Annotated in this window: 19 protein-coding genes; 7 read left to right on the forward strand and 12 right to left on the reverse strand. The window is 68.6% G+C overall.

Going from position 1 to position 22,957, the window contains the following annotated elements:
- Positions 1–41: 41 nt before the first annotated feature.
- Complete coding sequence (locus AC5P88_RS11270; RefSeq protein ID WP_495225059.1) at positions 42–2,444, reverse strand: S9 family peptidase; 2,403 nt, start codon at positions 2,442–2,444, stop codon at positions 42–44.
- A gap of 210 nt (positions 2,445–2,654) precedes the next feature.
- Between AC5P88_RS11270 and AC5P88_RS11275 the strand changes: the two genes are divergently transcribed.
- Complete coding sequence (locus AC5P88_RS11275; protein WP_005407747.1) at positions 2,655–3,227, forward strand: OmpO family porin; 573 nt, start codon at positions 2,655–2,657, stop codon at positions 3,225–3,227.
- Between the two features lie 133 nt (positions 3,228–3,360).
- On the opposite strand, the gene AC5P88_RS11280 is transcribed toward AC5P88_RS11275, so the two are convergent.
- Positions 3,361–3,750: a DUF6165 family protein gene (locus AC5P88_RS11280; RefSeq protein ID WP_106550850.1), complete on the reverse strand. Its 390-nt coding sequence runs from the start codon at positions 3,748–3,750 to the stop codon at positions 3,361–3,363.
- A gap of 178 nt (positions 3,751–3,928) precedes the next feature.
- Between AC5P88_RS11280 and AC5P88_RS11285 the strand changes: the two genes are divergently transcribed.
- Complete coding sequence (locus tag AC5P88_RS11285) at positions 3,929–4,627, forward strand: TorF family putative porin (RefSeq protein WP_495225060.1); 699 nt, start codon at positions 3,929–3,931, stop codon at positions 4,625–4,627.
- On the opposite strand, the gene AC5P88_RS11290 is transcribed toward AC5P88_RS11285, so the two are convergent.
- Positions 4,624–5,772: an MFS transporter gene (locus AC5P88_RS11290; RefSeq protein ID WP_343125585.1), complete on the reverse strand. Its 1,149-nt coding sequence runs from the start codon at positions 5,770–5,772 to the stop codon at positions 4,624–4,626. The two genes, AC5P88_RS11285 and AC5P88_RS11290, sit on opposite strands and share 4 nt — an antisense overlap.
- A 143-nt stretch (positions 5,773–5,915) precedes the next feature.
- Between AC5P88_RS11290 and AC5P88_RS11295 the strand changes: the two genes are divergently transcribed.
- Positions 5,916–6,803 carry a LysR family transcriptional regulator gene (locus AC5P88_RS11295; RefSeq protein ID WP_106550838.1) on the forward strand — a complete coding sequence of 296 codons (888 nt, stop codon included), beginning with the start codon at positions 5,916–5,918 and terminating at the stop codon, positions 6,801–6,803.
- Here the strand turns inward: AC5P88_RS11295 and AC5P88_RS11300 are convergent.
- The gene (locus AC5P88_RS11300) at positions 6,772–7,239 is read right to left on the reverse strand and encodes a YehS family protein (RefSeq protein ID WP_111205138.1); all 468 of its coding nucleotides are present in this window, start codon (positions 7,237–7,239) and stop codon (positions 6,772–6,774) included. The two genes, AC5P88_RS11295 and AC5P88_RS11300, sit on opposite strands and share 32 nt — an antisense overlap.
- A 144-nt stretch (positions 7,240–7,383) precedes the next feature.
- Between AC5P88_RS11300 and AC5P88_RS11305 the strand changes: the two genes are divergently transcribed.
- Positions 7,384–8,136: an SDR family NAD(P)-dependent oxidoreductase gene (locus AC5P88_RS11305; RefSeq protein ID WP_495225061.1), complete on the forward strand. Its 753-nt coding sequence runs from the start codon at positions 7,384–7,386 to the stop codon at positions 8,134–8,136.
- A gap of 128 nt (positions 8,137–8,264) precedes the next feature.
- Here AC5P88_RS11305 and AC5P88_RS11310 read toward each other — a convergent pair whose 3' ends face one another.
- The 4 genes from AC5P88_RS11310 to AC5P88_RS11325 all read right to left on the reverse strand — a co-directional run bounded on the left by AC5P88_RS11310 (position 8,265) and on the right by AC5P88_RS11325 (position 12,389).
- Positions 8,265–9,164: an SPOR domain-containing protein gene (locus tag AC5P88_RS11310; RefSeq protein WP_495225062.1), complete on the reverse strand. Its 900-nt coding sequence runs from the start codon at positions 9,162–9,164 to the stop codon at positions 8,265–8,267.
- Positions 9,165–9,185: 21 nt separating this feature from the next.
- The gene (argS, locus tag AC5P88_RS11315) at positions 9,186–10,874 is read right to left on the reverse strand and encodes an arginine--tRNA ligase (RefSeq protein WP_010486900.1); all 1,689 of its coding nucleotides are present in this window, start codon (positions 10,872–10,874) and stop codon (positions 9,186–9,188) included.
- Between the two features lie 113 nt (positions 10,875–10,987).
- Positions 10,988–11,692, reverse strand: coding sequence for a RadC family protein (gene radC / locus AC5P88_RS11320; protein ID WP_111205135.1), 705 nt, complete (start codon positions 11,690–11,692; stop codon positions 10,988–10,990).
- A gap of 70 nt (positions 11,693–11,762) precedes the next feature.
- On the reverse strand, positions 11,763–12,389 hold the full coding sequence (locus AC5P88_RS11325; protein ID WP_106550842.1) for a response regulator: 627 nt from the start codon (positions 12,387–12,389) through the stop codon (positions 11,763–11,765).
- Between the two features lie 228 nt (positions 12,390–12,617).
- On the opposite strand from AC5P88_RS11325, the gene coaBC reads away from it, so the two are divergent.
- From coaBC to AC5P88_RS11340, 3 genes are read left to right on the forward strand one after another with little or no spacing between them, the layout of a single operon-like run.
- Positions 12,618–13,880, forward strand: a complete 1,263-nt coding sequence (coaBC, locus tag AC5P88_RS11330) for a bifunctional phosphopantothenoylcysteine decarboxylase/phosphopantothenate--cysteine ligase CoaBC (protein ID WP_495225063.1) — start codon at positions 12,618–12,620, stop codon at positions 13,878–13,880.
- On the forward strand, positions 13,877–14,350 hold the full coding sequence (gene dut, locus AC5P88_RS11335; RefSeq protein WP_005411999.1) for a dUTP diphosphatase: 474 nt from the start codon (positions 13,877–13,879) through the stop codon (positions 14,348–14,350). The genes coaBC and dut overlap by 4 nt, the downstream gene beginning before the upstream one ends.
- Before the next feature lie 12 nt (positions 14,351–14,362).
- Positions 14,363–16,708, forward strand: a complete 2,346-nt coding sequence (locus AC5P88_RS11340) for a phosphomannomutase/phosphoglucomutase (protein WP_106550844.1) — start codon at positions 14,363–14,365, stop codon at positions 16,706–16,708.
- A gap of 128 nt (positions 16,709–16,836) precedes the next feature.
- Here the strand turns inward: AC5P88_RS11340 and AC5P88_RS11345 are convergent, their stop codons facing one another.
- Genes AC5P88_RS11345 through kdpB form a run of 4 tightly spaced genes read right to left on the reverse strand, consistent with a single transcriptional unit; the run spans position 16,837 to position 22,947 of the window.
- Positions 16,837–17,550 (reverse strand): response regulator transcription factor, encoded by a 714-nt coding sequence (locus AC5P88_RS11345; RefSeq protein ID WP_004153862.1) that lies wholly within the window; start codon positions 17,548–17,550, stop codon positions 16,837–16,839.
- Positions 17,531–20,191, reverse strand: a complete 2,661-nt coding sequence (locus tag AC5P88_RS11350) for an ATP-binding protein (RefSeq protein ID WP_495225064.1) — start codon at positions 20,189–20,191, stop codon at positions 17,531–17,533. Before AC5P88_RS11350 ends, AC5P88_RS11345 begins: the two co-directional genes overlap by 20 nt.
- Positions 20,192–20,242: 51 nt before the next feature.
- A complete protein-coding gene (gene kdpC / locus AC5P88_RS11355; protein ID WP_049431077.1) occupies positions 20,243–20,893 on the reverse strand; it encodes a potassium-transporting ATPase subunit KdpC in 651 nt (216 codons plus the stop codon).
- Entirely contained in the window at positions 20,890–22,947 is a 2,058-nt protein-coding gene (kdpB, locus tag AC5P88_RS11360; protein ID WP_049432995.1) for a potassium-transporting ATPase subunit KdpB, read from the reverse strand. Before kdpB ends, kdpC begins: the two co-directional genes overlap by 4 nt.
- Positions 22,948–22,957 lie beyond the last annotated feature (10 nt).

Here is a 22,957-nt window from a genome sequence, read left to right on the forward strand (position 1 = left end):
CGAACCAGCGCGTCGGGGATCGACATCCCGCGTGTGCCTGTTCAGCCCGGGCCACCCGGGAGCGGCGCCAGCGCCGTATCCGGCGGTTCCCGGCCGGCCAGGTGACGCACGAAGTAGTCCCACATGCGGTGCGTGTAGGTGGCGTCGTTGCGGAACAGCTCGTGGTCCTGCCGGGCCAGGTACAGCAGGTCGTAGCTGCGCTGGGCCTTGTTCAGGGCGGCGGCCAGCTGCAGGGTCAGCGCCGGCGGTGCGTTTTCGTCCAGCTCGCCATAGACCAGCATCAGATGCCCGCGCAGGTTGTCGGCCAGCGCTGCATTGTCGAGCCCGGCAAAGGGCGCCGGCACGCCATCGGCCATTTCCGTAGCTGGCAGCACGCCACCGAACAGCCGGTCCATGCCGTGCAGGGCGCCGCCGTACATGCCTTGGAAATTGTGACTGCCGGCCGAGGCCACGCCCACCTTGTAGAGCGCCGGGTAGCGCAGCAATGCCCGCGCCGCGCTGTAACCGCCGAACGAATGCCCGTAGATGCCGACCCGCTGCAGGTCGATGCCCGGGTAGCGTTCGCCTAGCTGGCGCAGCGCGGCCACATGGTCATCCAGCTGCACATCGGCGCCGTGCAGGAAGCTGCTGTCATGGAAGGCCTTGTCGCGGCCGCCGGTGCCGCGCGCATCGATGCTGACCACCACGAAGCCAAGCTCGGCCAAGCTGGCGCGTGACACCGGATTCAGCGCGGACACCGCCTCGGCGTAGGTCACCGGGGCATTGCTGATGAAGGCGCCGCCGTACATCGCATCGATCACTGGGAAGCTGCCGTCATCGCGATAGTCGCGGGGCAGGTAGACGGTGGCGAAGATCGGCGTGCGCCCGTCGGCGGCCAGCAGCTGTTCGCGCTGCGGTGGGCGCCACCCCGCAGCAAGCACTGCTCGGTTGTCCGCCTCTTCCAGCACCAGCAGCTCGCGACCGTCATCGCTGGCCCGCAGCACGGTGCGTGGTGGCTGGTCGAGACGGGAAACGGTATCCACCAGATAGCCACCGCCGGGCGACAGCGCCTGGGGTGCGCGCCCGCCGAACAGCGCGCCGGTACCGGCATCGGCCAGATGGTCGTAGCCATCGGCGGCCAGACGCTGGATCGGCCCGCCCTGCAGCGATACCCGGTACAGGCCGCGCACGTAAGGATCGCCCGCGCCGACGCCACCGGCACTGAAGTAGGCCCAGCCACCTGCAGCCTCTACACCCAGCAGGTCACGCACCACCCAGCGGCCGCGGGTCAGCTGGCGCTGCACCTTGCCGTCTGACAGGCGTACCCGGTAAAGGTGACCCCAACCATCGCGCTGCGAGAACCATACCGCCGTGTCCTGCCCGGGCAGGATGGCCACCGCAGGCCGGTTGTAGGAATACACGTTGAGCTGCAGGCGGGTATCGCTGGCTTCCTCCAGTACGGTTCGCATCGCCCCGCTGTCGGCCTCGACTTCCATCAGGCGCAGGCGCCGTGGTGCGCCGAAGTGTGCGATCACGGCGTACAACCGGCTACCGTCCCAGCCCACGATGCCCGCTTCGGTCAGCGTGTTCCAGCCCTCGGGCAATGCGATGTCATGCTGCCTGCCGCTGCGGGTATCCACCACAAACAGGGTGTCGCGTACCTGCTGTGCATCGCCCAGCACCCCCAGCTTCACGGTGTGCACGCGCGGCCGCGCGCTGTGGGTCGGGCTGCTTTCCAGATAGGGGTAGTCCTGCAGCGCGCGTTCGTCGTAGCGGATGCCGGCCACGTAGCGTCCGTCCGGTGACCAGCCGACCGCAAATGGCCGCACCGGCATTCGGCCCTGACGTCGTGGAATACCGCGCAGGGCGAAGTCCGGCAGTGCGCCATAGCCATTGCCGGCTTCACCGCCGTGGGTCAGTCCCCGTGGCGCCGTGCCAGGCGACTGCAGCCACAGGTTGTTGTCGCGCACCTGCAGCCACGCATCGCCTATGGGCGAAGGCAGTGCATCGGCCGGCGGCTGCGCATCCGGCGAACGTGCGCATTGCCAGCGCGGCCATTGGCAATCGACGGGCACTTCGCCGCTGAACCGCAGGCGCAGGCCATCGTCCGCCTGCTGCACACCGGCCAGGCGCAGGCGTGGCCCGCTGGCACCGAGCGGCGCAACCGCGGCGTCCAGCGCAGTGGGTTCGAACAGGGTCCGGCGTGTCGCCTGGACGGGATCGACCAGCACCGCCTGGCGCCGGCCCTGAGTGTCTTCGCGCTCATACCAGAATCGTCCATCGGCCAACCAGTGGGGCAGGACCGAAGCGTTGCGCAGCGCACCGCGCAGATGACTGTCATGCACGCGTTCGGCGCGCTGGTAGTCGGTCGCCTGCAGCGCATGTGCAGTGTGTGGCGACAAGAGGGCAACGCAGGCAAAGACAGCGGCGCGGACACACGTCCGCAGCGGATCGGGAACGAGCAAGGCAACCTCCTGTTGCAATCGTCGAAGGATTACAGATGCACGCGCGCCGCGCGCGTATGCCAGACGAAGCCTGAATCAAGCCCAAAAATTCAGCAATGCGAAGACGGCTGTTTTCAGGGAGCGTTGTGGCGGATAACGGAGAATTTACATTTCCGATGCGATGGCGCCCTGGCGCTGCTGCAGACCATAAGAAAGTAAAGGTGTACCCCCATGAAGAATTCGCTGATTGCTCTGGCTCTGGCCGCTGCCCTGCCGTTCACCGCTTCGGCTGCCGAGAACCTGTCGTACAACTACGCTGAAGCCGATTACGCCAAGACCGACGTCGATGGCATCAAGGCTGATGGCTGGGGCGTGAAGGGTTCCTACGGCTTCCTGCCGAACTTCCACGCGTTCGGTGAATACAGCCGTCAGGAAGTCGACCACACCAACATCAAGGTTGACCAGTGGAAGGTCGGTGCCGGCTACAACGTCGAAATCGCTCCGTCGACCGACTTCGTTGCCCGCGTTGCCTACCAGAAGTTCGATCGCAAGCACGGCCTGGACTTCAACGGCTACAGCGCTGAAGCCGGTATCCGCACCGCCTTCGGTGCCCACGCCGAGGTCTACGGCATGGTCGGCTACGAAGACTACGCCAAGAAGCACGGCGTCGACATCGACGGCCAGTGGTACGGTCGCCTGGGTGGTCAGGTCAAGCTGAACCAGAACTGGGGCCTGAACGGCGAGCTGAAGATGAACCGCCACGGCGACAAGGAATACACCGTCGGCCCGCGCTTCAGCTGGTAATTGCTTCCTCGGCGCGCCTGCGCGCTGAAGTTGCCTCGACAGGCCCGGCCCATGCCGGGCCTGTTGCGTTCTAGCGAGCCGGATCATCCTGCCGCACCGCATCCGGCACCTGCTCGAATGCGGATGAGCGGGCTTACTCGCCCTGGTACTGCTTCTCTTCCACCAAGGCCGAACCGGCCACGCGGTTGATCTCGTTCTTCACCTGCACGCGCTCGCCATTGGTGCCGTACACGCCGCGCGCCAGCTGGATGAACGCATCGTCGAACACCTGGGCCGCTTCCTTGTCGCGCAGCTGGTCCTGGATGTCCCACATGCGCTCGTTGATCGCCTTCAGCTGCTGCTTCAGCGCGGCCAGTGCCGGCTGTGCCTGCAGCTGCTGCTGCAGCAATGGCAGCAGGCCCTCCAGCTCGGTGCGCACATTGGCCAGCTTGGCGGCATCGTCGATGCGCTCGGCCTTGATCTCGAGAATGGTGATCTTGTCGATCAGCTCGCCGATCGATACCGGAGTCAGGATGGCGTCCACGCAGTTGGTCCCTTTGAACAGGGCGCCATGATACCGCGCCGGTGGTAACCGGCCCCGGTCTGCGGGATTTACGCCGAATTTGCGCTGCGGGCCCGGCAGCACCCTCGATCCGTTACGGCCAGCCCCCCGACACTGCCGTCCCGGCGGCCAGACCGCCTTCGACGAGGAAAACAGTGCAGTGAACAGCAAGGGGACAATGGTGGCGGTAGTGGCCGCGCTGGCAGGGCTGCTCGGCATCGGCAGTGCGCAGGCACAGGTGCAGGTGAGCGGCAGCATGGCGCTGACCAGCGATTACGTGTGGCGTGGCAGCTCGCAGAGCGATGGTGACCCGGCCGTACAGGCGGGCGCGAAGGTCGCGGTGGCATCGGGGTGGTACGCCAGCGTGTGGGGTTCCAATGTCTCGTTCAAGCCGGACAACGGCGCGCGCAGCGAATTCGATCTGGTCGCAGGCTGGTCGGGCGCGCTGGCCACGGACTGGACGCTGGACGCCAACCTGACGCGCTACCTGTATCCGGGCACCGGCCGCGCGCTGGACTGGACCGAACTCAACACCACGTTGACCTGGAAGCAGCGCGCCTGGCTGCAGGTCGCGCACTCCAACGATGCACTGGCCGGTGGCCATCGTGGTACCTATGCCCAGCTCGGTGTGCGTGTGCCGCTGCACGAGCGCTTCCGTCTGGATGCGGCGGTGGGCCAGTACTGGTTGGCCACCGAACAGGGACCGGACTACCTGCATGGCCAGCTCAGTGCCATTGCCACGCTGACGCCGGCGTGGGAGCTGCGTGCCACCGTGCATGACACGGACAACGCAGCCAAGCGCCTGTTCCCCGGCAACGCCGGTGGCCGATGGGAGCTGGCGCTGCAGGGCAGCTTCTAGTCGGCCATCGAAGCCTGGCGTGCACGCAGCGCGCCGGGCAGCCACAGCAGCAGCGCCAGCACGGCCACGGCAGCACCGGCCACGCAGACGCCGGTCCAGCCGAAGCGCTGGTAGACCTGCGCCGACAGCAGCGAACCCAACGAACCGCCGATGAAGTAGCCGGTCATGTAGCCGGCATTGAGGCGATTGCGTGCCGCCGGTTGCAGCGCATAGATCAGGTTCTGGTTGCTGACGTGCAGCAGCTGCGCGGCCAGGTCGAGCACCACCACGCCCACCAGCAGTGCCAGCAGGGAGTGTGCGGACAGCCCCAGCGGCAGCCACGACAGCAGCAACAGCAGCAGTGCGATGGCGGTGGCGCGACCGGTCTGGCCACGGTCGGACATGCGCCCGGCCAGGCCGGCGGCCAGCGTGCCGGCCGCACCCACCAGGCCGAACAGGCCGATGGTGGCGTCGCTGTAGGCGTAGGGCGGCTGTGCCAGCAGGAAGGCGAGCGGTGTCCAGAAGATCGCGAACATGGCGAAGCTGCAGGCGCCCAGCAGGGTGCGCTGGCGCAGCACCGGTTCCTGCACGAACAGCACGCCGATCGAGCGCAGCAGTGCGAAGTAGCCGAGGCCGGCGCTGTGGTGGAAACGCGGCAGGCCGCGCTGCAGTGCCAGCGCGGTCAGCACCAGGGTGCCGGCCGCGATCGCGTACACCAGGCGCCAGTCGCCCAGGCTTGAAAGCAGGCCAGCGACGGTGCGCGCCAGCAGGATGCCCAGCAGCAGGCCACTCATCAGCGTGCCGACCACGCGGCCACGATGCTCGGGCGCAGCCAATGTGGCCGCGAAGGGCACCAGCACCTGCGCCACCACCGAGAACAGGCCGGTGATCGCGGTGCCCACCAGCAGCCAGGTGAGCGACGGTGCGCAGGCACTGATCACCAACCCGCCGGCCGACAGCAGGCTCATCACCACGATCAGGCGGCGGCGCTCGAACAGGTCACCCAGTGGCACCAGCAGGATCAGCCCGGCGGCGTAGCTCAGCTGCGCGGCGGTGACGACCATGCCGACCTGGCCGAACGGCACCCCGAAGGCATCGGCGATGGTGTGCAGCAGTGGCTGCGCATAGTAGTTGCTGGCCACCGCCACGCCGGTAGCGATCGACATCAACAGCACCTGCCAGCGGTGCAGAGGGGGAAGGGTGGGGCTCACGTGGCAGTCCAGGATGCGGGTTGCACAGTGTCCGCCTGCTGCAGTGATGATGGAAATGAATCATCATCATCCCTGTCATCTGGAAACGAGATAGTCGGGTGAATCTCAAGCAGCTCGAGTTTGCCGTTGCCCTTGCCGAAGAGGGCAATTTCACCCGTGCCGCAGAACGTTGCCACGTGGTGCAGTCCGCACTCAGCCATCAGATCGCCGGACTGGAGCAGGAACTGGGCACTCCGCTGTTTGAACGCCTGCCGCGCCAGGTGCGGGCGACCGCCGCCGGTGAGGCCATGCTGGTGCATGCGCGGCAGGTCCTGGCCAGCCTGCGCCACCTCCGTGCCGACGTGGCGGCGGTGAGCGGCGAGGTGCGCGGGCTGCTGGCGATCGGGCAGATTTCCTCGCTGACCGGCATTGACGTGGTGGCAATGCTGGCCGCCTTCCAGCAGGTGCACCCGCAGGTGGAGTTCCAGCTGCGGGTGGACAAGAGCGAGGACCTGATCGCACAGGTGCAGTCGCGCGCACTGGACGTGGCGCTGGTGGGGTTGGCGCCCTCTGCGGCGCTGGACGGTGTCTGCCACAGGATGCTGCAGGAAGAAGACCTGGTGGCGGTGCTGGCCCCCTCGCATCGGCTGGCCCGGCGCAAACGGCTGCCTTTGACCGCGCTGCAGGATGAAGCGCTGGTCGACTTCCCGCGCGGTACCGGTGCACGCCGGCAGACCGACGATGCGTTCGCTGCCGCCGGCCTGCCGCACACGGTTCGCTTCGAGGTCAATCTGATGGAACTGGTCGAGCGCTTCGTCCGCCATGGGCTGGCGGTCGGCATCGTGCCGGCGTTGATCGCCGAAGGCTTTGAAGGTGTGGTGCGGATCCCGCTGCAGCCGACCCCGACCCGCCGCGTGCATCTGGCCTGGCAACGGCTGCCGACGCCCGCGGCACGGGCGTTCGTGGAGGCTGTGCTCAGCCGCGCAGGCGCAGGCTCAGGCCCTTGAGGAAGTTGCGCAGCATCTGGTCCAGGCAGCGCCGGTAGTTGGCATGGCCGGGCTGGCGGAACAGGGCGCCGACCTCCGACTTGGAGACATTGAAGCCAGCGCTGGCGAAGATCTCCATCAGGTCCACGTCGCGCAGCTGGAAGGCCACGCGCAGCTTCTTCAGCACCAGGTTGTTGTCGATGCGGGTTTCCACCGCGCGCTGCGGCTGGCTCTCGTCACGGCCGCGCAGGTGCACGATCAGTCCGTCCAGGAAGTGCGCCAGCGCACTGTCGCTCATCGCCTCGAAACCGGCTTCATCTTCGCGGCGCAGCCAGGCCTTCACCTGTTCGGCATCCACGGCGAAGGCCGGGTCGGCCATCTGGCACAGGGTCACCACGTGGTGGTCGCCCAGGTCCAGGGAGTAGCGCACGCTGCGCAGGACATCGTTGTTGATCATGGCCCATTGTACCGGTGGCCCTGCAGCTGGAGTCACATCCCTGTGCGGAGCAGAGGGATCTGACCCCGGATCTGGCCGATCCGGCAACACAGCGGCCAACCGACGATGCCAGAATGGGGGTCTGGTTTCCCCTGGAGTTGCCTGATGACCCGCACTGTCCTGATTACCGGCGCCACGTCCGGCTTCGGCGCCGCCGCCGTCCACCGCTTCGCCCAGGCGGGCTGGAAGGTGATCGCCACCGGCCGCCGCGGCGAGCGCCTGCAGCCGCTGGTCGACCGCTACGGCAAGGACGTGGTGCACGCCGCCGCCTTCGACATCCGCGATCCGATCGCGATGGAAGCCGCGTTGCTGGCACTGCCGCCGGCGTTTGGTGAGATCGACCTGCTGGTCAACAATGCGGGCCTCGCACAGGGTACGGCGCCGGCGCAGAGCGCGAAGCTGTCGGACTGGACCACGATGATCGACACCAACATCACCGCGCTGGTGACCCTGACCCACCGCCTGCTGCCGCAGCTGGTGGAGCGCAAGGGCGCGATCATCAACATTTCGTCGGTGGCGGGCGTCTACCCGTACCCGGGCGGCAACGCCTACGGTGGCACCAAGGCCTTCGTCAGCCAGTTCTCGCTGGGCCTGCGTTCGGACCTGCACGGTACCGGCGTGCGCGTGACCACGATCGAGCCGGGCATGGCCGAAACCGAGTTCACCGTGGTCCGCACCCACGGCGACCAGGCGGCGTCGGACAAGCTCTATACCGGCGCCAACCCGATGACCGCCGAGGACATCGCCGAGCAGATCTTCTGGGTGGCCACGCTGCCGCCGCACCTGAACATCAATCGCCTGGAACTGATGCCGGTCAGCCAGTCGTTTGCCGGCTTCCAGGTCGCCCGCGAAGGCTGACCTGCGCCGTGCGTCCTGTAGAGCCGAGCCCATGCTCGGCTTCGTCTGGATTCAGCCGAGCATGGCTCGGCTCTACAGAAACAAAAAAGCCGGGCAATGCCCGGCTTTTTCCATCTGGATCCGACAGGTCACTGTGCCTTGATCGCCATCGCCTGCAGGCCGGTGCCATCCAGCTTCTGCTTGGCTTCGGACAATTCGCCAGCGCTGCCATACGGCCCCATGCGCACGCGGTACACGGTCTTGCCGTTGATCTGTGCTGATTCCACACGTGCGGCAAGTCCCATCATCGCCAGCTTGGCCTTGGTCGCTTCGGCATCGCCGGAGGCACCGAACGCGCCTGCCTGCAGGATGTAGCGTGCGTTGTCGGCGGCCGCCGGTGCGGCAGCGGTAGCCGCCGTTGCCGGTGCAGTTTCCGTGCGTGCTGCCGGCGTGGCGGCGGCGGTGCTGGTCGAGGCCGGGGCGGTGCTGGCCGGCGGGGTTGCCGCGGCCGGACGTTCACTCAGCGGTGCCGGCAGCGGACGGCTGGTGGCGGTCACCTGCGCGGTGCTGGACACGCTGGCGGTGGCCGCCGGTGCCGGTGCGGTGGTGGTCGCCGGCGGAACCGGCTTGCCTTCCAGCGCAGCCTGCGCGCGCGATGCTTCGGCCTTGGCCCGGCGCTGCTCTTCGGCACGTGCGCTGGCGGCCAGTTCGGCGTCGGACATCTCGACTTCCTTGCCCGGCAGCAGGGTGTAGAAGTCGTACTGGGTGGCGGCCGGCTTTTCCGGTTCGGCCGGCTTCGGCGTAGCCGGCTGCGCGGCCGGCTGGGTGCCGACATCGCTGTCGGCATCAGCGACCGGGGCCGGCTGCGCGTTCGGGTTCGGCTGCGGACCGGCGCGCAGGAAGCCATCACCCTCGCCCTTGAACAGGTTCGGCGCCGCCAGGAACACCACGGCCGCGATCGCTACACCGGCCACCAGCCACACCCATCCGGGTGTGCCCTGGCTGCCGCTGTTGCGTCGTGCCTGGCTTTTGCCGCGTCGTGCTGCCATGTGTACTGCGTCTCCTGATGCTTACATTTTTTCCGGGGCGCTGACGCCCAGGAGTTCGAGGCCATTGGCCAGTACCTGGCGCGCCGCGCAAGCCAGGGTCAGCTTGGCGTTGCGGTCGGCGGCGTCATCCACCAGCACCGGCGTCCCGTGATACCACGTGTGGAACGCGTGCGCCAATTCACGCAGGTACTGCGCCACCAGATGCGGTTCCAGCGCCACGCCGGCCGCTTCCACCACTTCCGGATACCGTGAGATCTCGTTCATCAGCAGCAGCGAGGCGTCGTCGGCCAGGCGGCCGAGGTTGGCCAGGCCGTTGCCCTGTTCGTACACCAGGCCCTTCTCCTGTGCCTGGCGCAGCAGGCTGCAGACGCGGGCATGCGCGTACTGCACGTAGAACACCGGGTTGTCGTTGCTCTGCTGGCGGGCCAGGTCGATGTCGAAGGTCAGCTGCGAATCGGGCTTGCGCGCGATCAGGAACCAGCGGGTCGCATCACGGCCGGCTTCCTCGATCAGGTCGCGCAGGGTGAAGTAGCTGCCGGCACGCTTGGACAGCTTCACTTCCTCGCCGCCGCGCATGACGGTGACCATCTGGTGCAGCACGTATTCCGGCCAGCCCTGGGGGATGCCCACTTCCATCGCCTGCAGGCCGGCGCGCACGCGGGCCAGCGAGCCGTGGTGGTCCGCGCCCAGCTCGGTGATCGCGCGCTCGTAGCCACGCTGCCACTTGGACAGGTGGTAGGCCACGTCCGGCACGAAGTAGGTGAAGGTGCCGTCGGACTTGCGCATCACGCGGTCCTTGTCGTCACCGAAGTCGGTGCTGCGCAGCCACAGCGCGCCACCTTCCTCGTAGGTGTGGCCCGAGGCCTGCAGCTTGGCGACCGCTTCAGCAACCTTGCCGTCGGCGTACAGCGAGCTTTCCAGGAAGTAGATGTCGAAGTCGACGCCGAACGCGGCCAGGTCCAGGTTCTGCTCGTTGCGCAGGTAGGCCACGGCGAAGCGGCGGATCGCCTGCATGTCGTCCGGGTCCTTGGCGCCAACCACGGTGCTGCCTTCCAGGTCGACGCTGGCGCCGGCCATGTAGGCACGGGCGACGTCGGCGATGTATTCACCGCGGTAGCCGCCTTCCGGCCAGCCGTCCTGGTCCGGCGCGATGCCCTTGATCCGCGCCTGGGTGGACAGTGCCAGGTTCTCGATCTGAACGCCGGCGTCGTTGTAGTAGAACTCGCGCTTGGCGTTCCAGCCGTTGGCATCGAGCACGCGCGCCACGCAGTCGCCGATTGCCGCCGCGCGGCCATGGCCGACATGCAGCGGGCCGGTCGGGTTGGCCGACACGTACTCCACGCCCACCGTGCGGCCATTGCCGGACAGGTTGCGGCCGTAGTCGTGGGCTTCCTTGATGACCGAAGCGGCTTCGCGCTGGTACGCGGCCGGGGCCAGGTGGAAGTTGATGAAGCCGGGGCCGGCGATCTCGACCTTGCTGACGTCCTCGCTGCGCGGCAGCGCCTCGACCAGCGCCTGTGCCAGTGCGCGCGGATTGCTGCGCGCGGCCTTGGCCAGCAGCATCGCGGCGTTGGTGGCGAAGTCGCCGTGGTCGCGGGTCTTCGGGCGCTCGACCACGAAGTCCGGCGGCAGGGAGTCGGCGGGCAGGGTGCCATTGGCGCGCAAGGCTTCGATGCCTTGGCTGATCAGGGCGCGGAGGAGATTTTTCACGAGGCCTGCTGTGAGAATGAGCGGCGGAATCGCCCATTTTAGCGCAGATACCCGCGCCCACGCTGACCAGAACATGCCAGTGGGGGCGGCCGATGGCCCTTGCGGGGCCGCGCTCAACCGAACAGGCGGGGCTGGAGTTGGGCCAGCAGGCCTCGTTCAGCAAACGAAACGGGACGGCCCTCGCCGACCACGAAGTGGTCCAGCAGGCGCACGTCCACCATTGCCAGCGCCTGCTGCAGTTCGTCGGTGATGCGGGTATCGGCGCTGGAGGGTTCCGGGTCGCCGGACGGGTGGTTGTGGCTGAGGATCACCGCCGCCGCGTTGTGCAGCAGGGCGCGCCGCACCACTTCGCGGGGGTAGACCGGGGCAGCGTTGATGGTGCCGTGGAACAGCTCTTCACAGGCTATCAGGCGGTGGCGGTTGTCCAGGAACAGGGCCATGAAGACCTCGCGGGCCTGGCCACGCAGCCGGTGCTGCAGGTAGCGGCCGACCGCCGCCGGGTTGTTGCCTACCGCCTCGCCGTGTTCCAGCTCGGCCGCCAGATAGCGATGGGCCAGCTCCAGCCCGGCCGCCAGCGTGCAACTGCGCGCCGGGCCGAGCCCGGGCAGGCGGGCCAGTTCGGAGGCGGGGCGGTCGAGCAGCACCCGCAGCGGGCCGTGCGCCTGCAGCAGGTCGCGCGCGGTCTGCACGGCATCGCGGCCACCGAACCCGGAGCCGAGAAACAGCGCCAGCAGTTCGGCGTCGGAAAGTGCCGTGGGCCCGCGCGCAATCAACTTCTCGCGGGGGCGTTCCTGTTCGGGCCAGTCATGGATGGGCATGGCCCCATCATCGCCAGACTTTGCGGTGGCTCCCATCAGGGCACGCCGCGGACTGGGGTCGGAGGTTGCCTCAGCCGCGCCGGGTCTGCAGGTAGTCGAACAGCTCCTGGTTGGTCTGCAGGCCCAGCTTGCGCTTGGCTTCGGCTTTCTGCCGGCTGATCGTCTTCGGGCTGCGCCCACACCGTGCGGCCACGGCGTTCACGCTGAGGCCGGCCGCCAGCAGGTCCAGCACTTCCTGCTCGCGCGCCGACAGCGGCGTCGGTTCGCGCGGGAACAGCAGATCGCGGGCCTGCAGATGGTGGCGCAGCTGCTGGGAGACGAACACCTGGCCGACAAGCGCTGCGTTCAGTGCCTGCGGCAGTTCGGAGAAATCGGCGCATTTGTCGACCAGGCCGCTGACGCCCTCGCGCAGCAGGCCATCGAGCAGCCCGGGATGGCGCGCGCCGGTCAGCACGACCACCGGAAGCCCGGGGTAGCGGGTGTGCAGCGCATCGATCAGTTCCGGGCCATCCGGGCCGGTGCCCGGCATCGACAGGTCGGTCAGCACGGCATCGCATGGGTGATGGTCGACCAGCTGCAGCAGCTCGGCGCCGTCACGGGCGCTGCCGACAATGTCCATCAGGTGGGTCTGCAGCACGATGCGGATGCCGTGCAGGACCACGGGGTGGTCGTCGGCGATGATGATGCGTGGGTGCACGTAGCTCCTCGGAGATCGAACAGGCCACCCTGTGCGGCAGCCAAGGCCTGATTCTGCAAAAGCACCGGCCCGCAGAGGTATAAGAAAGGTCCGAAATCGATGCCGGCTGGATTCCCTGGCAACCTGGGCGGAATCCATCTGCTGATAGCCGCCCGCTATGTGCACCGTGCACCGGGACATTACCGACCATCGGGTAAGCTAGCGCCCTCGTTTGCACAGGAATTCCAGGTGGCTGACTCCCCCAACGCTTCCCCCGCGCCGGCCCGCGCGCTGGAAGGTCAGAAACTGCTGTTGTGCGTCGGAGGCGGGATCGCGGCCTACAAGGCCCTGGAGCTGGTGCGGCGCCTGCGCGACGCCGGTGCCCAGGTGCAGGTGGCGATGACCGCCGGAGCACAGCAGTTCGTCACTCCGCTCAGTTTCCAGGCCCTGTCCGGGCAGCCCACCCGCACCACGCTATGGGACAGTGCCGCCGAACAGGCCATGGGCCACATCGAGCTGGCCCGCTGGGCCGACCGCATCGTGGTCGCCCCGGGTACCGCCGATCTGCTTGCCCGGCTGGCCCAGGGCCACGCCGATGACCTGGTCAGCACCCTGTGCCTGGCCAGTACCGCGCCGCTGACGATCTGCCCGGCGATGAACCACCGCATGTGGCTGCATCCGGCCACCCAGGCCAACATCGCCCTGCTGCGCCAGCGCGGTGCGCAGGTGATCGGCCCGGTCGATGGTCCGCTGGCCGAGGGCGAATCCGGTCCCGGCCGTCTGGCCGAACCGGGCGACATCGTCGCCGCGCTGGCCGCCAATGGCAGTGCCGCAGCGGTGGTTGCCGCAGCGGAAACCCGCGCGCTGCAGGGCCTGCGCCTGCTGATCAGTGCCGGCCCGACCTATGAAGACATCGATCCGGTGCGTTACGTCGGCAATCGCAGCAGCGGCAAGATGGGCTTCGCGCTGGCCGCTGCGGCCGCGTCGATGGGTGCGCAGGTCGTGCTGGTCAGCGGCCCGGTGCAGCTGCCGACGCCGCCCGGTGTGCAGCGCGTGGACGTGCGCTCGGCCGCGCAGATGCGCGATGCCGTGCTGAAGTCGCTGCCGGCCGACATCTATATCGGTGCCGCCGCGGTGTCCGACTACACCCCGCGCCAGGTGGCCGCGCAGAAGCTGAAGAAGACCGCCGACAGCCAGTCGCTGGTGATCGAGCTGGTGCGCACGCCGGACATCCTCGCCGAGGTCGCTGCACAGACGCAGTCGTTGAAGCTGGTGGTCGGCTTCGCCGCCGAAACACACGACGTGGAGAAATATGCGCGTGGCAAGCTGGTCGACAAGCGCCTGGACCTGGTGATCGCCAACCAGGTCGGCATCAGCGGCGCCGGCTTCGAGAGCGACAACAATGCCGCCACTGCCTACTGGCAGGACGGTGAACAGGTATTCCCGGCCACCTCCAAGCGCGAGCTGGCCGAACAACTGCTGGCGCTGATCGCGCGGAGACTCCAGGCATGACCCAGGCTTTCACTTCCCAACCGCTGCAGGTCAAGCTGCTCGATCCGCGCTTCGGCGACAGCTGGCCGCTGCCCGCCTACGCCACCGAAGCCAGCGCCGGCATGGACCTGCGCGCCGCGCTGGATACCGCGCTGACCCTGCAGCCGGGCGACACCGCGCTGGTGCCCAGCGGCCTGGCCATCCATATCGCTGATCCGCACCTGTGCGCGGTGATCCTGCCGCGTTCCGGTCTGGGTCACCGCCACGGCATCGTGCTCGGCAACGGCACCGGCCTGATCGACGCCGATTACCAGGGCCCGTTGCTGATCAGCGTCTGGAACCGTGGCCGCGAGGCCTTCACCATCGAGCCGGGCGATCGCATCGCGCAGTTGGTGGTCGTGCCGATTGCCCGCGTCAGCCTGCAGGTGGTGGATACTTTCACCGACAGCGTGCGGGGAACGGGTGGATTCGGCCATACCGGGGTGCGTTGACGGGGGGCATTGATGAGCGGCATCGGGGAAGGGCAGCGGGAACGGTCGTTGGGACGCAGTGCGCCACTACTGGGGGTGCTGCTGGTCCTGCTTGCCGGCTGGTTCGGATGGAGCGCGGTGCAGCAATGGCGGCAGGAAGCCAATGGCCAGGCGCTGGAAGAAGCGCGTGACCAGGCCGTGCAGGGGCTGCAGGAGGCGGCTGCCGGCCAGCTGAAGCAGCTGCAGCAGCAGTTGAAGAACGAACGCGTGCAGCAGGCACTGCAGGCCGGCGACGCCGCCGCGGCAGCGCTGGCCGTACGTGAGAGCTGGACCGGGGTGGAGCAGGTTGAAGTGCTGGGCGCCGATCTGGCCACGGCCTATGCCGACCCGGCCACCTTCGGCTATGCACGCCTGGCCCTGCTGGAAGAAGCGCTGGCCGAGGGCAAGCCGGGCCTGCGCGTGGTGCGCGATGCGGGTGGCAATCGTCTTGGTCTGGCGGCACCGGTGCAGCTGGGCAGCCTGGGCCCGGCAGTGCTCTACGTGCGCCAGCCATTGCTGCGGCTGACCTCGCCGCTGGACCAGGTGAGCGCACCGTCCACCGGGTTCCTCGGCCTGCGCCAAGGCGCGCATGACCTCGTTGCCCAGGGCGACGCCGGCCTGGCCGAGAGCGCCGAAGCGCTGGCGCGCCCGGTTCCGGGCACGCCGTTGCGGCTGGTGGCTGCCGTACCCAATGTCGAAGCCGGTCCTCTGGGCCTGGGCTCGCTGGCCAGTGCCATCGTCGCGCTGCTGCTGGCTTTTGTCGCCGTGTTGCTGGTGGTCGGTCGCGGCCGCTTGCCGAAGACCCTGCCGCTGCCGCGTCGCGCCGCTGCGGCCGAAGCCGATCACGGTCCTACCCTGAGCGAGAGCCTGCAGATGGCGCCGCCGCCGGTGGCCGCCACCAGCGCCGAGGAAAGTGCACCGCCGCCGCCACCGCCGGTCCCGGCCGGGGAACTGGCCGCCGGCATCTTCCGCGCCTATGACATCCGTGGCGTGGTCGGCAGCGAACTGACGCCGAAGACCGCCGCGCTGATCGGCCAGGCCATCGGTACCGCGGCGCTGGAACAGGGCCTGCGCGAGGTGGTGATCGGCCGTGATGGCCGCCTGTCCGGCCCGGAACTGGCTGCGGGATTGGCCGAGGGCCTGCGTCGCACCGGTTGCGCGGTGATCGACATCGGCCTGGCACCGACCCCGGTCGTCTATTACGCCGCCTTCCACCTGCGTACCGGCACCTGCGTGGCGGTCACCGGCAGCCACAACCCGCCCGAGTACAACGGGTTCAAGGTGGTCATCGGCGGCGAGACGCTGTCCGGCGATGCCATCACCGATCTCTACCAGCGCATCGTCGAGGGTCGCCTGGTGCAGGCGGCCGAGCCGGGCGATTACCAGCAGCGCGATGTGGGTGCCGACTACATCCAGCGCATCGCTGATGACGTGCAGCTGGACCGCCCGTTGAAGGTCGTGGCCGATGCCGGCAACGGCGTCGCCGGTGCGCTCGCACCTCAGCTGCTGGAAGCCATCGGCGCCGAAGTCATTCCGCTGTACTGCGATGTCGACGGTACCTTCCCCAACCATCACCCCGACCCCAGCGAACCGGCCAACCTGGAAGACCTGGTGCAGACGGTCAAGCGCTTCGGCGCCGACCTCGGCGTGGCCTTCGATGGCGACGGCGACCGCCTGGGCGTGGTCACCGGAGAAGGCAGGATCATCTATGCCGACCGCCTGCTGATGCTGTTTGCCGCCGATGTGCTGATGCGCAATCCCGGCGCAATGGTGATCTACGACGTGAAGTGCACCGGCAAGCTGTCCGACCACGTGCTGCGCAATGGTGGCAGTCCGCTGATGTGGAAGACCGGGCACTCGCTGATGAAGGCGAAGATGCGCGAGACCGATGCCGAGCTGGCCGGCGAGATGAGCGGCCACTTCTTCTTCAAGGAACGCTGGTTCGGTTTCGACGACGGCCTGTATGCTGCCGCGCGACTGCTGGAGATCCTGGCCCAGCGCGAGGAAACCCCGGACGAGGTACTGGCCGAGCTGCCGGAGATGGTGGCGACGCCGGAACTGAAGGTGCCGGTGGCCGAAGGTACGCCGCACGCGCTGGTGGCGATGCTGGTGGCGGCGGCACAGTCGCCGGACAACCCGTACGTGGGTGGCCGCCTGTCGACCATCGACGGCCTGCGCGTGGACTTCCCCGATGGCTGGGGCCTGGTGCGCGCGTCCAACACCACGCCGGTGCTGGTGCTGCGTTTCGAGGGCAACGACGAGGCGGCACTGGAGCGCATCCAGGCGCTGTTCCGCAGCCAGCTGCAGCCGGTGCTGGGCGACACCCCGCTGGGGTTCTGAGCTGGGGCCGGGCTGCGCCCGGCTCCTGGTGGGTGTCGACCTTGGTCGACACGGGGTCGGATCCCGTTGCCGCGCAACGGGCTCTGACCCGACGCTCTGGATCGACGGCATCCACGCATGGCGTGGATCTACCCCTTGAACCGCAACCCCACGCCCGGTTCGGTGAACAGGTAGCGCGAATCCAGCGCCGAATCGCCCAGCTTGTGCCGCAGCTTGCCGACCAGGATGCGCAGGTAATGGGTATCGTGCTGGTGGGTCGGGCCCCAGATTTCCTGCAGGATCTGCGGCTGGGTCACCACGCGCCCCGCGTTGCGCAGCAGCAGTGACAGCAGCGCGTATTCCTTGCGGGTCAGCGCCACCGGCTCGCCATCGAGGGCGACTTCGCGGCGCACCAGGTCCACGTGCAGATGGCCGTCGTCGAACACCGGCGGTGTGCCATCGCTGGGCACGCTGCGCGTACGCAGCAGCGCGCGCACCCGTGCCATCAGTTCCTGTGTGCCGAACGGCTTGGTCACGTAGTCATTGGCGCCGGTGTCCAGCGCCCGCACCTTCTCGGCTTCGCCCGCCCGCACGGTCAGCATGATCACCGGCACCTGGCTCCATTGCCGCAGCTGCTCCAGCACCTCGTGGCCTTCCATGTCCGGCAGGCCGATGTCCAGGATCACCAGGTCCATGTCCTCGCTGGCGGCCAGCTGCAGGCCTTCCTGGCCGGTCGCCGCCTGCCGCACCTGGTAGCCCTGCGCGCGCAGGCTGATGTCCAGGAAACGGCGGATCTGGGTTTCATCATCGATCACCAGCACGCGCGCGGCCGGCACGCTGGCATCAATCGGAGTCGGGCTCATCGTGGGAGGCTGGCTTGAGCAGGGGCAGGGTGATGCGGATCAGGGTACCGCGACCGTCGCGTCCGGGCAGCGCCTGCACGCTGCCGCCATGCGCACCGATCATGCCCTGGCAGATGGTCAGGCCCAGGCCGGTACCGTGGCGGCCACGGTCGCCGCGCTCGACGCTGTAGAACATGTCGAAGATGCGTGCGCGCTCGTCGTCGGGAATGCCGGGCCCGGCATCGATCACGTCGATGCGCAGCTGGCCGTCCAGCTCGCGCGCCAGCACCTGCACGGCGGCGTCGGGCGGCGAGAACTTGGCCGCGTTCTCCATCACGTTGAACACCGCCTGTTCGACCAGCGCCGGGTGCACCCAGATCGGTGCCAGCGTGGCTGGGATGTCCAGCTCCAGCCGCACCTTCGGCTGGTAGCGCTGCAGGCGCCGCGCCGCCGAGCCGATCAGTTCGTCCACGCCGATCCAGTCGCGATTGATCTTCAGCCCTTCGTGGCCAAGCCGGGTCATGTCCAGCAGGTTCTGGATGTAACGGTCCAGGCGTTCGCCTTCGACCAGGATGGTGTCCAGCAGGGCGCGTCGATCCGTCGTGTCCATCGCCGCGCCATAGCTGGCGAGGCTGTCGGCGGAGCCGATCATCGCCGCCAGCGGCGAGCGCAGGTCGTGCGACACCGAAGAGAGCAGGGCCGAGCGCAGCCGCTCGGTCTCGTTGCTGACGTGCGCCTGCTCCAGTTCGGCCACCAGCCGGGTGCGCAGCGCGGCCTGCGCGATGTCGTCGACCATCGCCTCGGCCAGCTGCCGCTGCTCGGGCAGCAGGCGCGCCTGCGCGCCGGGCAGGTACAGGCCGGCCACGCCGATGGCGCGGTCTTCGCCATCCAGCAGCGGCAGGAACCACCACTGCGCACCGGCCAGGGTATCGGTGAAGCGGCCGCTGGGCTGGCCGTGGCGCAGGGCCCAGTCGGCCGCGGCCAGATCGGTATCGCCCGGCTGCGAACGGCCACCGGATGCAGTGTCGGCGCCGATCCGCAGCCACGAAGGAACGTCCATCGCCTGTTCCAGCGCCAGGCGCCCGGCCTGCGCCACTTCACCATTGCCGGCCGCGCTGGCCAGCTGCCGTCCCAACTGCTGGCGCGCACGCGCATGGCGGTTGGCCGCACGCAGCGCGATCACCTGCATGCGCAGGCGCGAGGCCAGGCGCCCGGCGACCAGTGCGGCGGCCAGGAACAGGAACACGGTGATCACGCCCTGGCGTGCACCGATGGCGAAGGTGAAGCGCGGAGCGATGAACAGGAAGTTGTAGGCGAGGAAGCACAGGATCGCTGCCATCACCGCCACGCTGGCGCGCGTGCGCGCGGCCACCAGCACCACCGCCACGATGAACACCATTGACAGGTCGGCCATGCCCACCCAGCGTTCGGCCAGCCATGCCACCGCACAAGCCAGCGCGGTGGCGATCAGCGCCTGCGCCGGTTCGTAGCTGATGCCGCGTACCGGCGGCAGCAGGCCCTCGCGGCGCGAGCGCGCACGGGCCTGCGGGGTGCTGATGATGGTGATCTCGTAATGCGCGCCGCGCTGGATCAGCTGCTGGGTCAACGTTCGGTTGAACATCCGCGCCAGCGGACGTTCGCGGGTCCGCCCCAACACCAGGGTCGACACGCCGTTGTGCGCGGCGTGGTCGAGCAGGGCGTCGGCGATGCTCGAGCCGTGCAACAGCTCAGCGTCGCCGCCCAGCCGCCGTGCCAGGGCGAACGCAGCATCGATCTCGCGCCGGGTCGCCTCGTCCTGGCGGCGGCCCTGTACGGTCACCACGGTCCACGGTGCGTCCCGGCGTTCGGCGATGCGTCGCGCCACGCGCACCAGGTATTCACTCTGGCCGCCGCCGTCGATCGCCACCAGCACGCCGCGGCGCAGTGGCAGGTTGCTCTCGCCACGGGCAGCGCGTGCTTCGCGCAGGCTGCTGTCGACGCGGTCGGCGGCCTCCTGCATGGCCAGTTCACGCAGCGCGGTCAGGTTCGCCGGCGAGAAGAACGCCTGCAGCGCCTGCGCGGCCTGCTCCGGCACATAGACCTTGCCCTGCTGCAGGCGCGCGATCAGCTCGCGCGGCGGCAGGTCAACCAGCACGATGTCGTGCAGGCGGTCGAGCACGACATCGGGCACGGTCTCGCTGACCCGCACGCCGGTGATGCGCATCACCACATCATTGAGGCTTTCCAGATGCTGGATGTTGACCGTGGTCCAGACGTCGATGCCGGCGTCCAGCAGCTCCATCACATCCTGCCAGCGCCGCTCGTGGCGGCTGCCCGGTGCATTGCGATGGGCCAGTTCGTCCACCAGCACCAGCGCTGGATGCCGTGCGAGCACGGCATCCAGGTCCATCTCCTGCAGGGCATGGCCGTGGTAGGCCACGTCCTTCAGCGGTAGCTGCGGCAGCCCCTCCAGCAGCGCCTGGGTATCGGCGCGGCCATGGGTTTCCACCAGCCCGACCACCAGGTCGACGCCGCGGCGCAGCTGTTCCTGCGCGCGGGTCAGCATGGCGTAGGTCTTGCCCACGCCCGGCGCCGCGCCGAGGAACACGGTCAGCTTGCCGCCAGCTTCGCGTTGCAGGCCTTCGACCAGGGCATCGGCCTGGCGGGTACGCGCATCAGTCATGGGAGCCGCTGTCATGGCTGCCATTGTGCGCGCAGCCGGTGCAGGCCGGCATCACGGTGCCTTGGCTGCATGGTCCAGCGCGAAGTTCAAGGTCACCACGTTTACCCGCGGCTGCCCGAACAGGCCCCACTGGCGGCCTTCGGTATGCGCCTGCACCAGCGCCTGCACGCGTTCCACTGGCAGGCCTCGCGCACGCGCCACGCGCGCCACCTGCAGCTGTGCGGCGGCCGGCGACAACTGCGGATCGAGACCGCCGCCGGACTGGGTGACCAGGTCAGCCGGAACCTGCGCTGGCGCGACACCTTCCCGTGCAGCCACCGCAGCGGTGCTGGCGGCGACGCGCTCGGCCAGCGCGGGGTTGCTGCGCGCCATGTTGGAACCGGCGGCCGCCATCGGATCGTAGTTGGCGGCCGACGGCCGTGCCTGGAAGTAGCCATCACCGGTGAACGGCTGCGCCAGCCATACCGAGCCGCGCACCTGGCCACTGTCATCGCGCAGCAGGCTGCCTTCGGCCTGTCCCGGGAATGCCAGGCCGGCAAAGCCGGTTGCAATGCCGGCGTAGACCGCACCGGCCAGCAGCAGGGTGGCCAGGCCCAGGCCGATCGCCGGACGCCAGCGGGCGTCATCCTGCAGGCTGGCCACGCGGGCCTCGGCCTTTGGTTCACGGGACAGGGAAGACGAAGTGGAAGCAGAACGGTTCATGCGCCGAATACCAGGACAAGAAGAAGGTCGATCAGCTTGATCGCCGCGAACGGCAGCAACACGCCGCCGAGGCCGTAGACCAGCATGTTCCGGCGCAGCAGCGCCGTCGCGGTGGCCGGGCGGAAGCGCACGCCACGCAGGGCGAGCGGGATCAGTGCGGGAATCACCAGGGCGTTGAAGATCAGCGCCGCCAGCACCGCGTTGCGCGGGCTCGACAGCTGCATCACGTTCAGTGCGGCCATGGTCGGAACCGCAGCGGCAAACAGCGCCGGCAGGATCGCGAAGTACTTGGAGACGTCGTTGGCCAGCGAGAAGGTGGTCAGTGCGCCGCGGGTGATCAGCTGCTGCTTGCCCACTTCCACCACCGCCAGCAGCTTGGCCGGGTCCGAATCGAGGTCGACCATGTTGCCGGCCTCCTTCGCCGCCTGCGTGCCGGAGTTCATTGCCAGGCCGATGTCGGCCTGGGCCAGCGCCGGCGCGTCGTTGGTGCCGTCGCCCACCATCGCCACCAGGCGGCCACCGGCCTGCTCCTGGCGGATGCGCGCCAACTTGTCTTCCGGTCGCGCCTCGGCGATGTAGTCGTCGACGCCGGCCTCGGCAGCGATGGCGGCGGCGGTCAGCGGGTTGTCACCGGTGATCATCACCGTGCGGATGCCCATCGCCCGCAGCTGCGCGAACTTCTCGCGCATGCCGTGCTTGACCACGTCCGACAGCTCGATCACGCCCAGCACGTGTCGCCCCTCGGCCACCACCAGCGGGGTGGCGCCGTTGCGTGCCACCTGCTCGACGCGACCTGCAAGTTCCGCAGGCACGTTGCCGCCCAGCGCCTCCACGTGGGCACGGATCGCATCGGCGGCGCCCTTGCGGATCTGCCGCCCATGTTCCAGGTCGACGCCGGACATGCGGGTCTGGGCAGTGAAGGCCAGGTAGTCGGCATGGTCCGGTTCGGCGGTGGCGCACCCCTGTTCGCGCGCCAGGCGCACGATCGACTTGCCTTCCGGAGTCGGGTCGGCCAGCGAGGACAACAGCGCCGCTTCACGCAGCTGGCTGGCGTCGATACCGGCCAACGGGTGGAAGTGGCTGGCCTGGCGATCGCCGTAGGTGATGGTGCCGGTCTTGTCGAGCAGCAGCACGTCCACGTCGCCCGCCACTTCCACCGCCTTGCCCGACTTGGCCAGCACGTTGGCGGCCAGCGCACGGTTCATGCCGGCGATGCCGATGGCCGGCAGCAGGCCGCCGATGGTGGTCGGGATCAGGCACACCAGCAGCGCGATCAGCAGCAGCGGATCGACCTGCACGCCTACCGCCGCGCCAATGGCCGGCAGCGTTGCCACCACCACCAGGAAGGTCAGCGTCATCGCCGCCAGCAGCAGGGTCAGCGCGATCTCGTTCGGGGTCTTCTGCCGGTTGGCACCTTCCACCAGCGCGATCATCCGGTCCAGGAAGCTGTGGCCCGGCTCGGCGGTCACCCGCACGATGATCTGGTCGGACAGCACCTTGGTGCCACCGATCACGCCGGAACGGTCGGTGCCAGCCTCGCGCAGGACCGGTGCCGATTCGCCGGTCACGGCCGCTTCGTTGATGGTCGCCAGGCCCTGCACGATCTCGCCATCGGCCGGCACCAGTTCACCGGCACTGACGATCACATGGTCGCCCGGGCGCAGCTCGGCGGCCGGCAGCTGGGTTTCCGCGGCACCTGGCTGTGGCGCGGCTAGGCGGCGCGCCACCAGATCCTGGCGGGCGCGGCGCAGCGATGCGGCCTGGCCACGGCCACGTGCTTCGGCCACGGCTTCGGCGAAATTGCCGAACAGCACGGTCACCAGCAGGATCGCGGTCACCGCCAGGCCGAAGCCCAGCGGTGCATTGCCGGTCAGGGTGACGATCGCGGCAACGATCGTGCCGGCCATCACCACCGCCATCACCGGGCTGCGCACCAGATGCTTCGGCGACAGCTTCAGCACCGCCTCGACCAGTGCACGGCGCAGGCCTGCTGCATCCAGCAGGGCAGGGCGCGGTGCGAGGGAACTACGGGTTGAACTTGCGTGGGTACTCATTGCGGTGTCC

The organism is Stenotrophomonas sp. YJH_SMC_8 (assembly GCF_059371315.1).

Coding starts and splice junctions, on each gene's coding strand:
- AC5P88_RS11275 (WP_005407747.1), top strand. CDS start 2,655: ATGAAGAATTCGCTGATTGCTCTGGCTCTGGCCGCTGCCCTGCCGTTC.
- kdpC (WP_049431077.1), bottom strand. CDS start 20,893: ATGAACCGTTCTGCTTCCACTTCGTCTTCCCTGTCCCGTGAACCAAAG.
- AC5P88_RS11305 (WP_495225061.1), top strand. CDS start 7,384: ATGACCCGCACTGTCCTGATTACCGGCGCCACGTCCGGCTTCGGCGCC.
- AC5P88_RS11345 (WP_004153862.1), bottom strand. CDS start 17,550: ATGAGCCCGACTCCGATTGATGCCAGCGTGCCGGCCGCGCGCGTGCTG.
- dut (WP_005411999.1), top strand. CDS start 13,877: ATGACCCAGGCTTTCACTTCCCAACCGCTGCAGGTCAAGCTGCTCGAT.
- AC5P88_RS11350 (WP_495225064.1), bottom strand. CDS start 20,191: ATGACTGATGCGCGTACCCGCCAGGCCGATGCCCTGGTCGAAGGCCTG.
- AC5P88_RS11340 (WP_106550844.1), top strand. CDS start 14,363: ATGAGCGGCATCGGGGAAGGGCAGCGGGAACGGTCGTTGGGACGCAGT.
- radC (WP_111205135.1), bottom strand. CDS start 11,692: ATGCCCATCCATGACTGGCCCGAACAGGAACGCCCCCGCGAGAAGTTG.
- kdpB (WP_049432995.1), bottom strand. CDS start 22,947: ATGAGTACCCACGCAAGTTCAACCCGTAGTTCCCTCGCACCGCGCCCT.
- AC5P88_RS11300 (WP_111205138.1), bottom strand. CDS start 7,239: ATGATCAACAACGATGTCCTGCGCAGCGTGCGCTACTCCCTGGACCTG.
- AC5P88_RS11310 (WP_495225062.1), bottom strand. CDS start 9,164: ATGGCAGCACGACGCGGCAAAAGCCAGGCACGACGCAACAGCGGCAGC.
- AC5P88_RS11290 (WP_343125585.1), bottom strand. CDS start 5,772: ATGTCGATCGCTACCGGCGTGGCGGTGGCCAGCAACTACTATGCGCAG.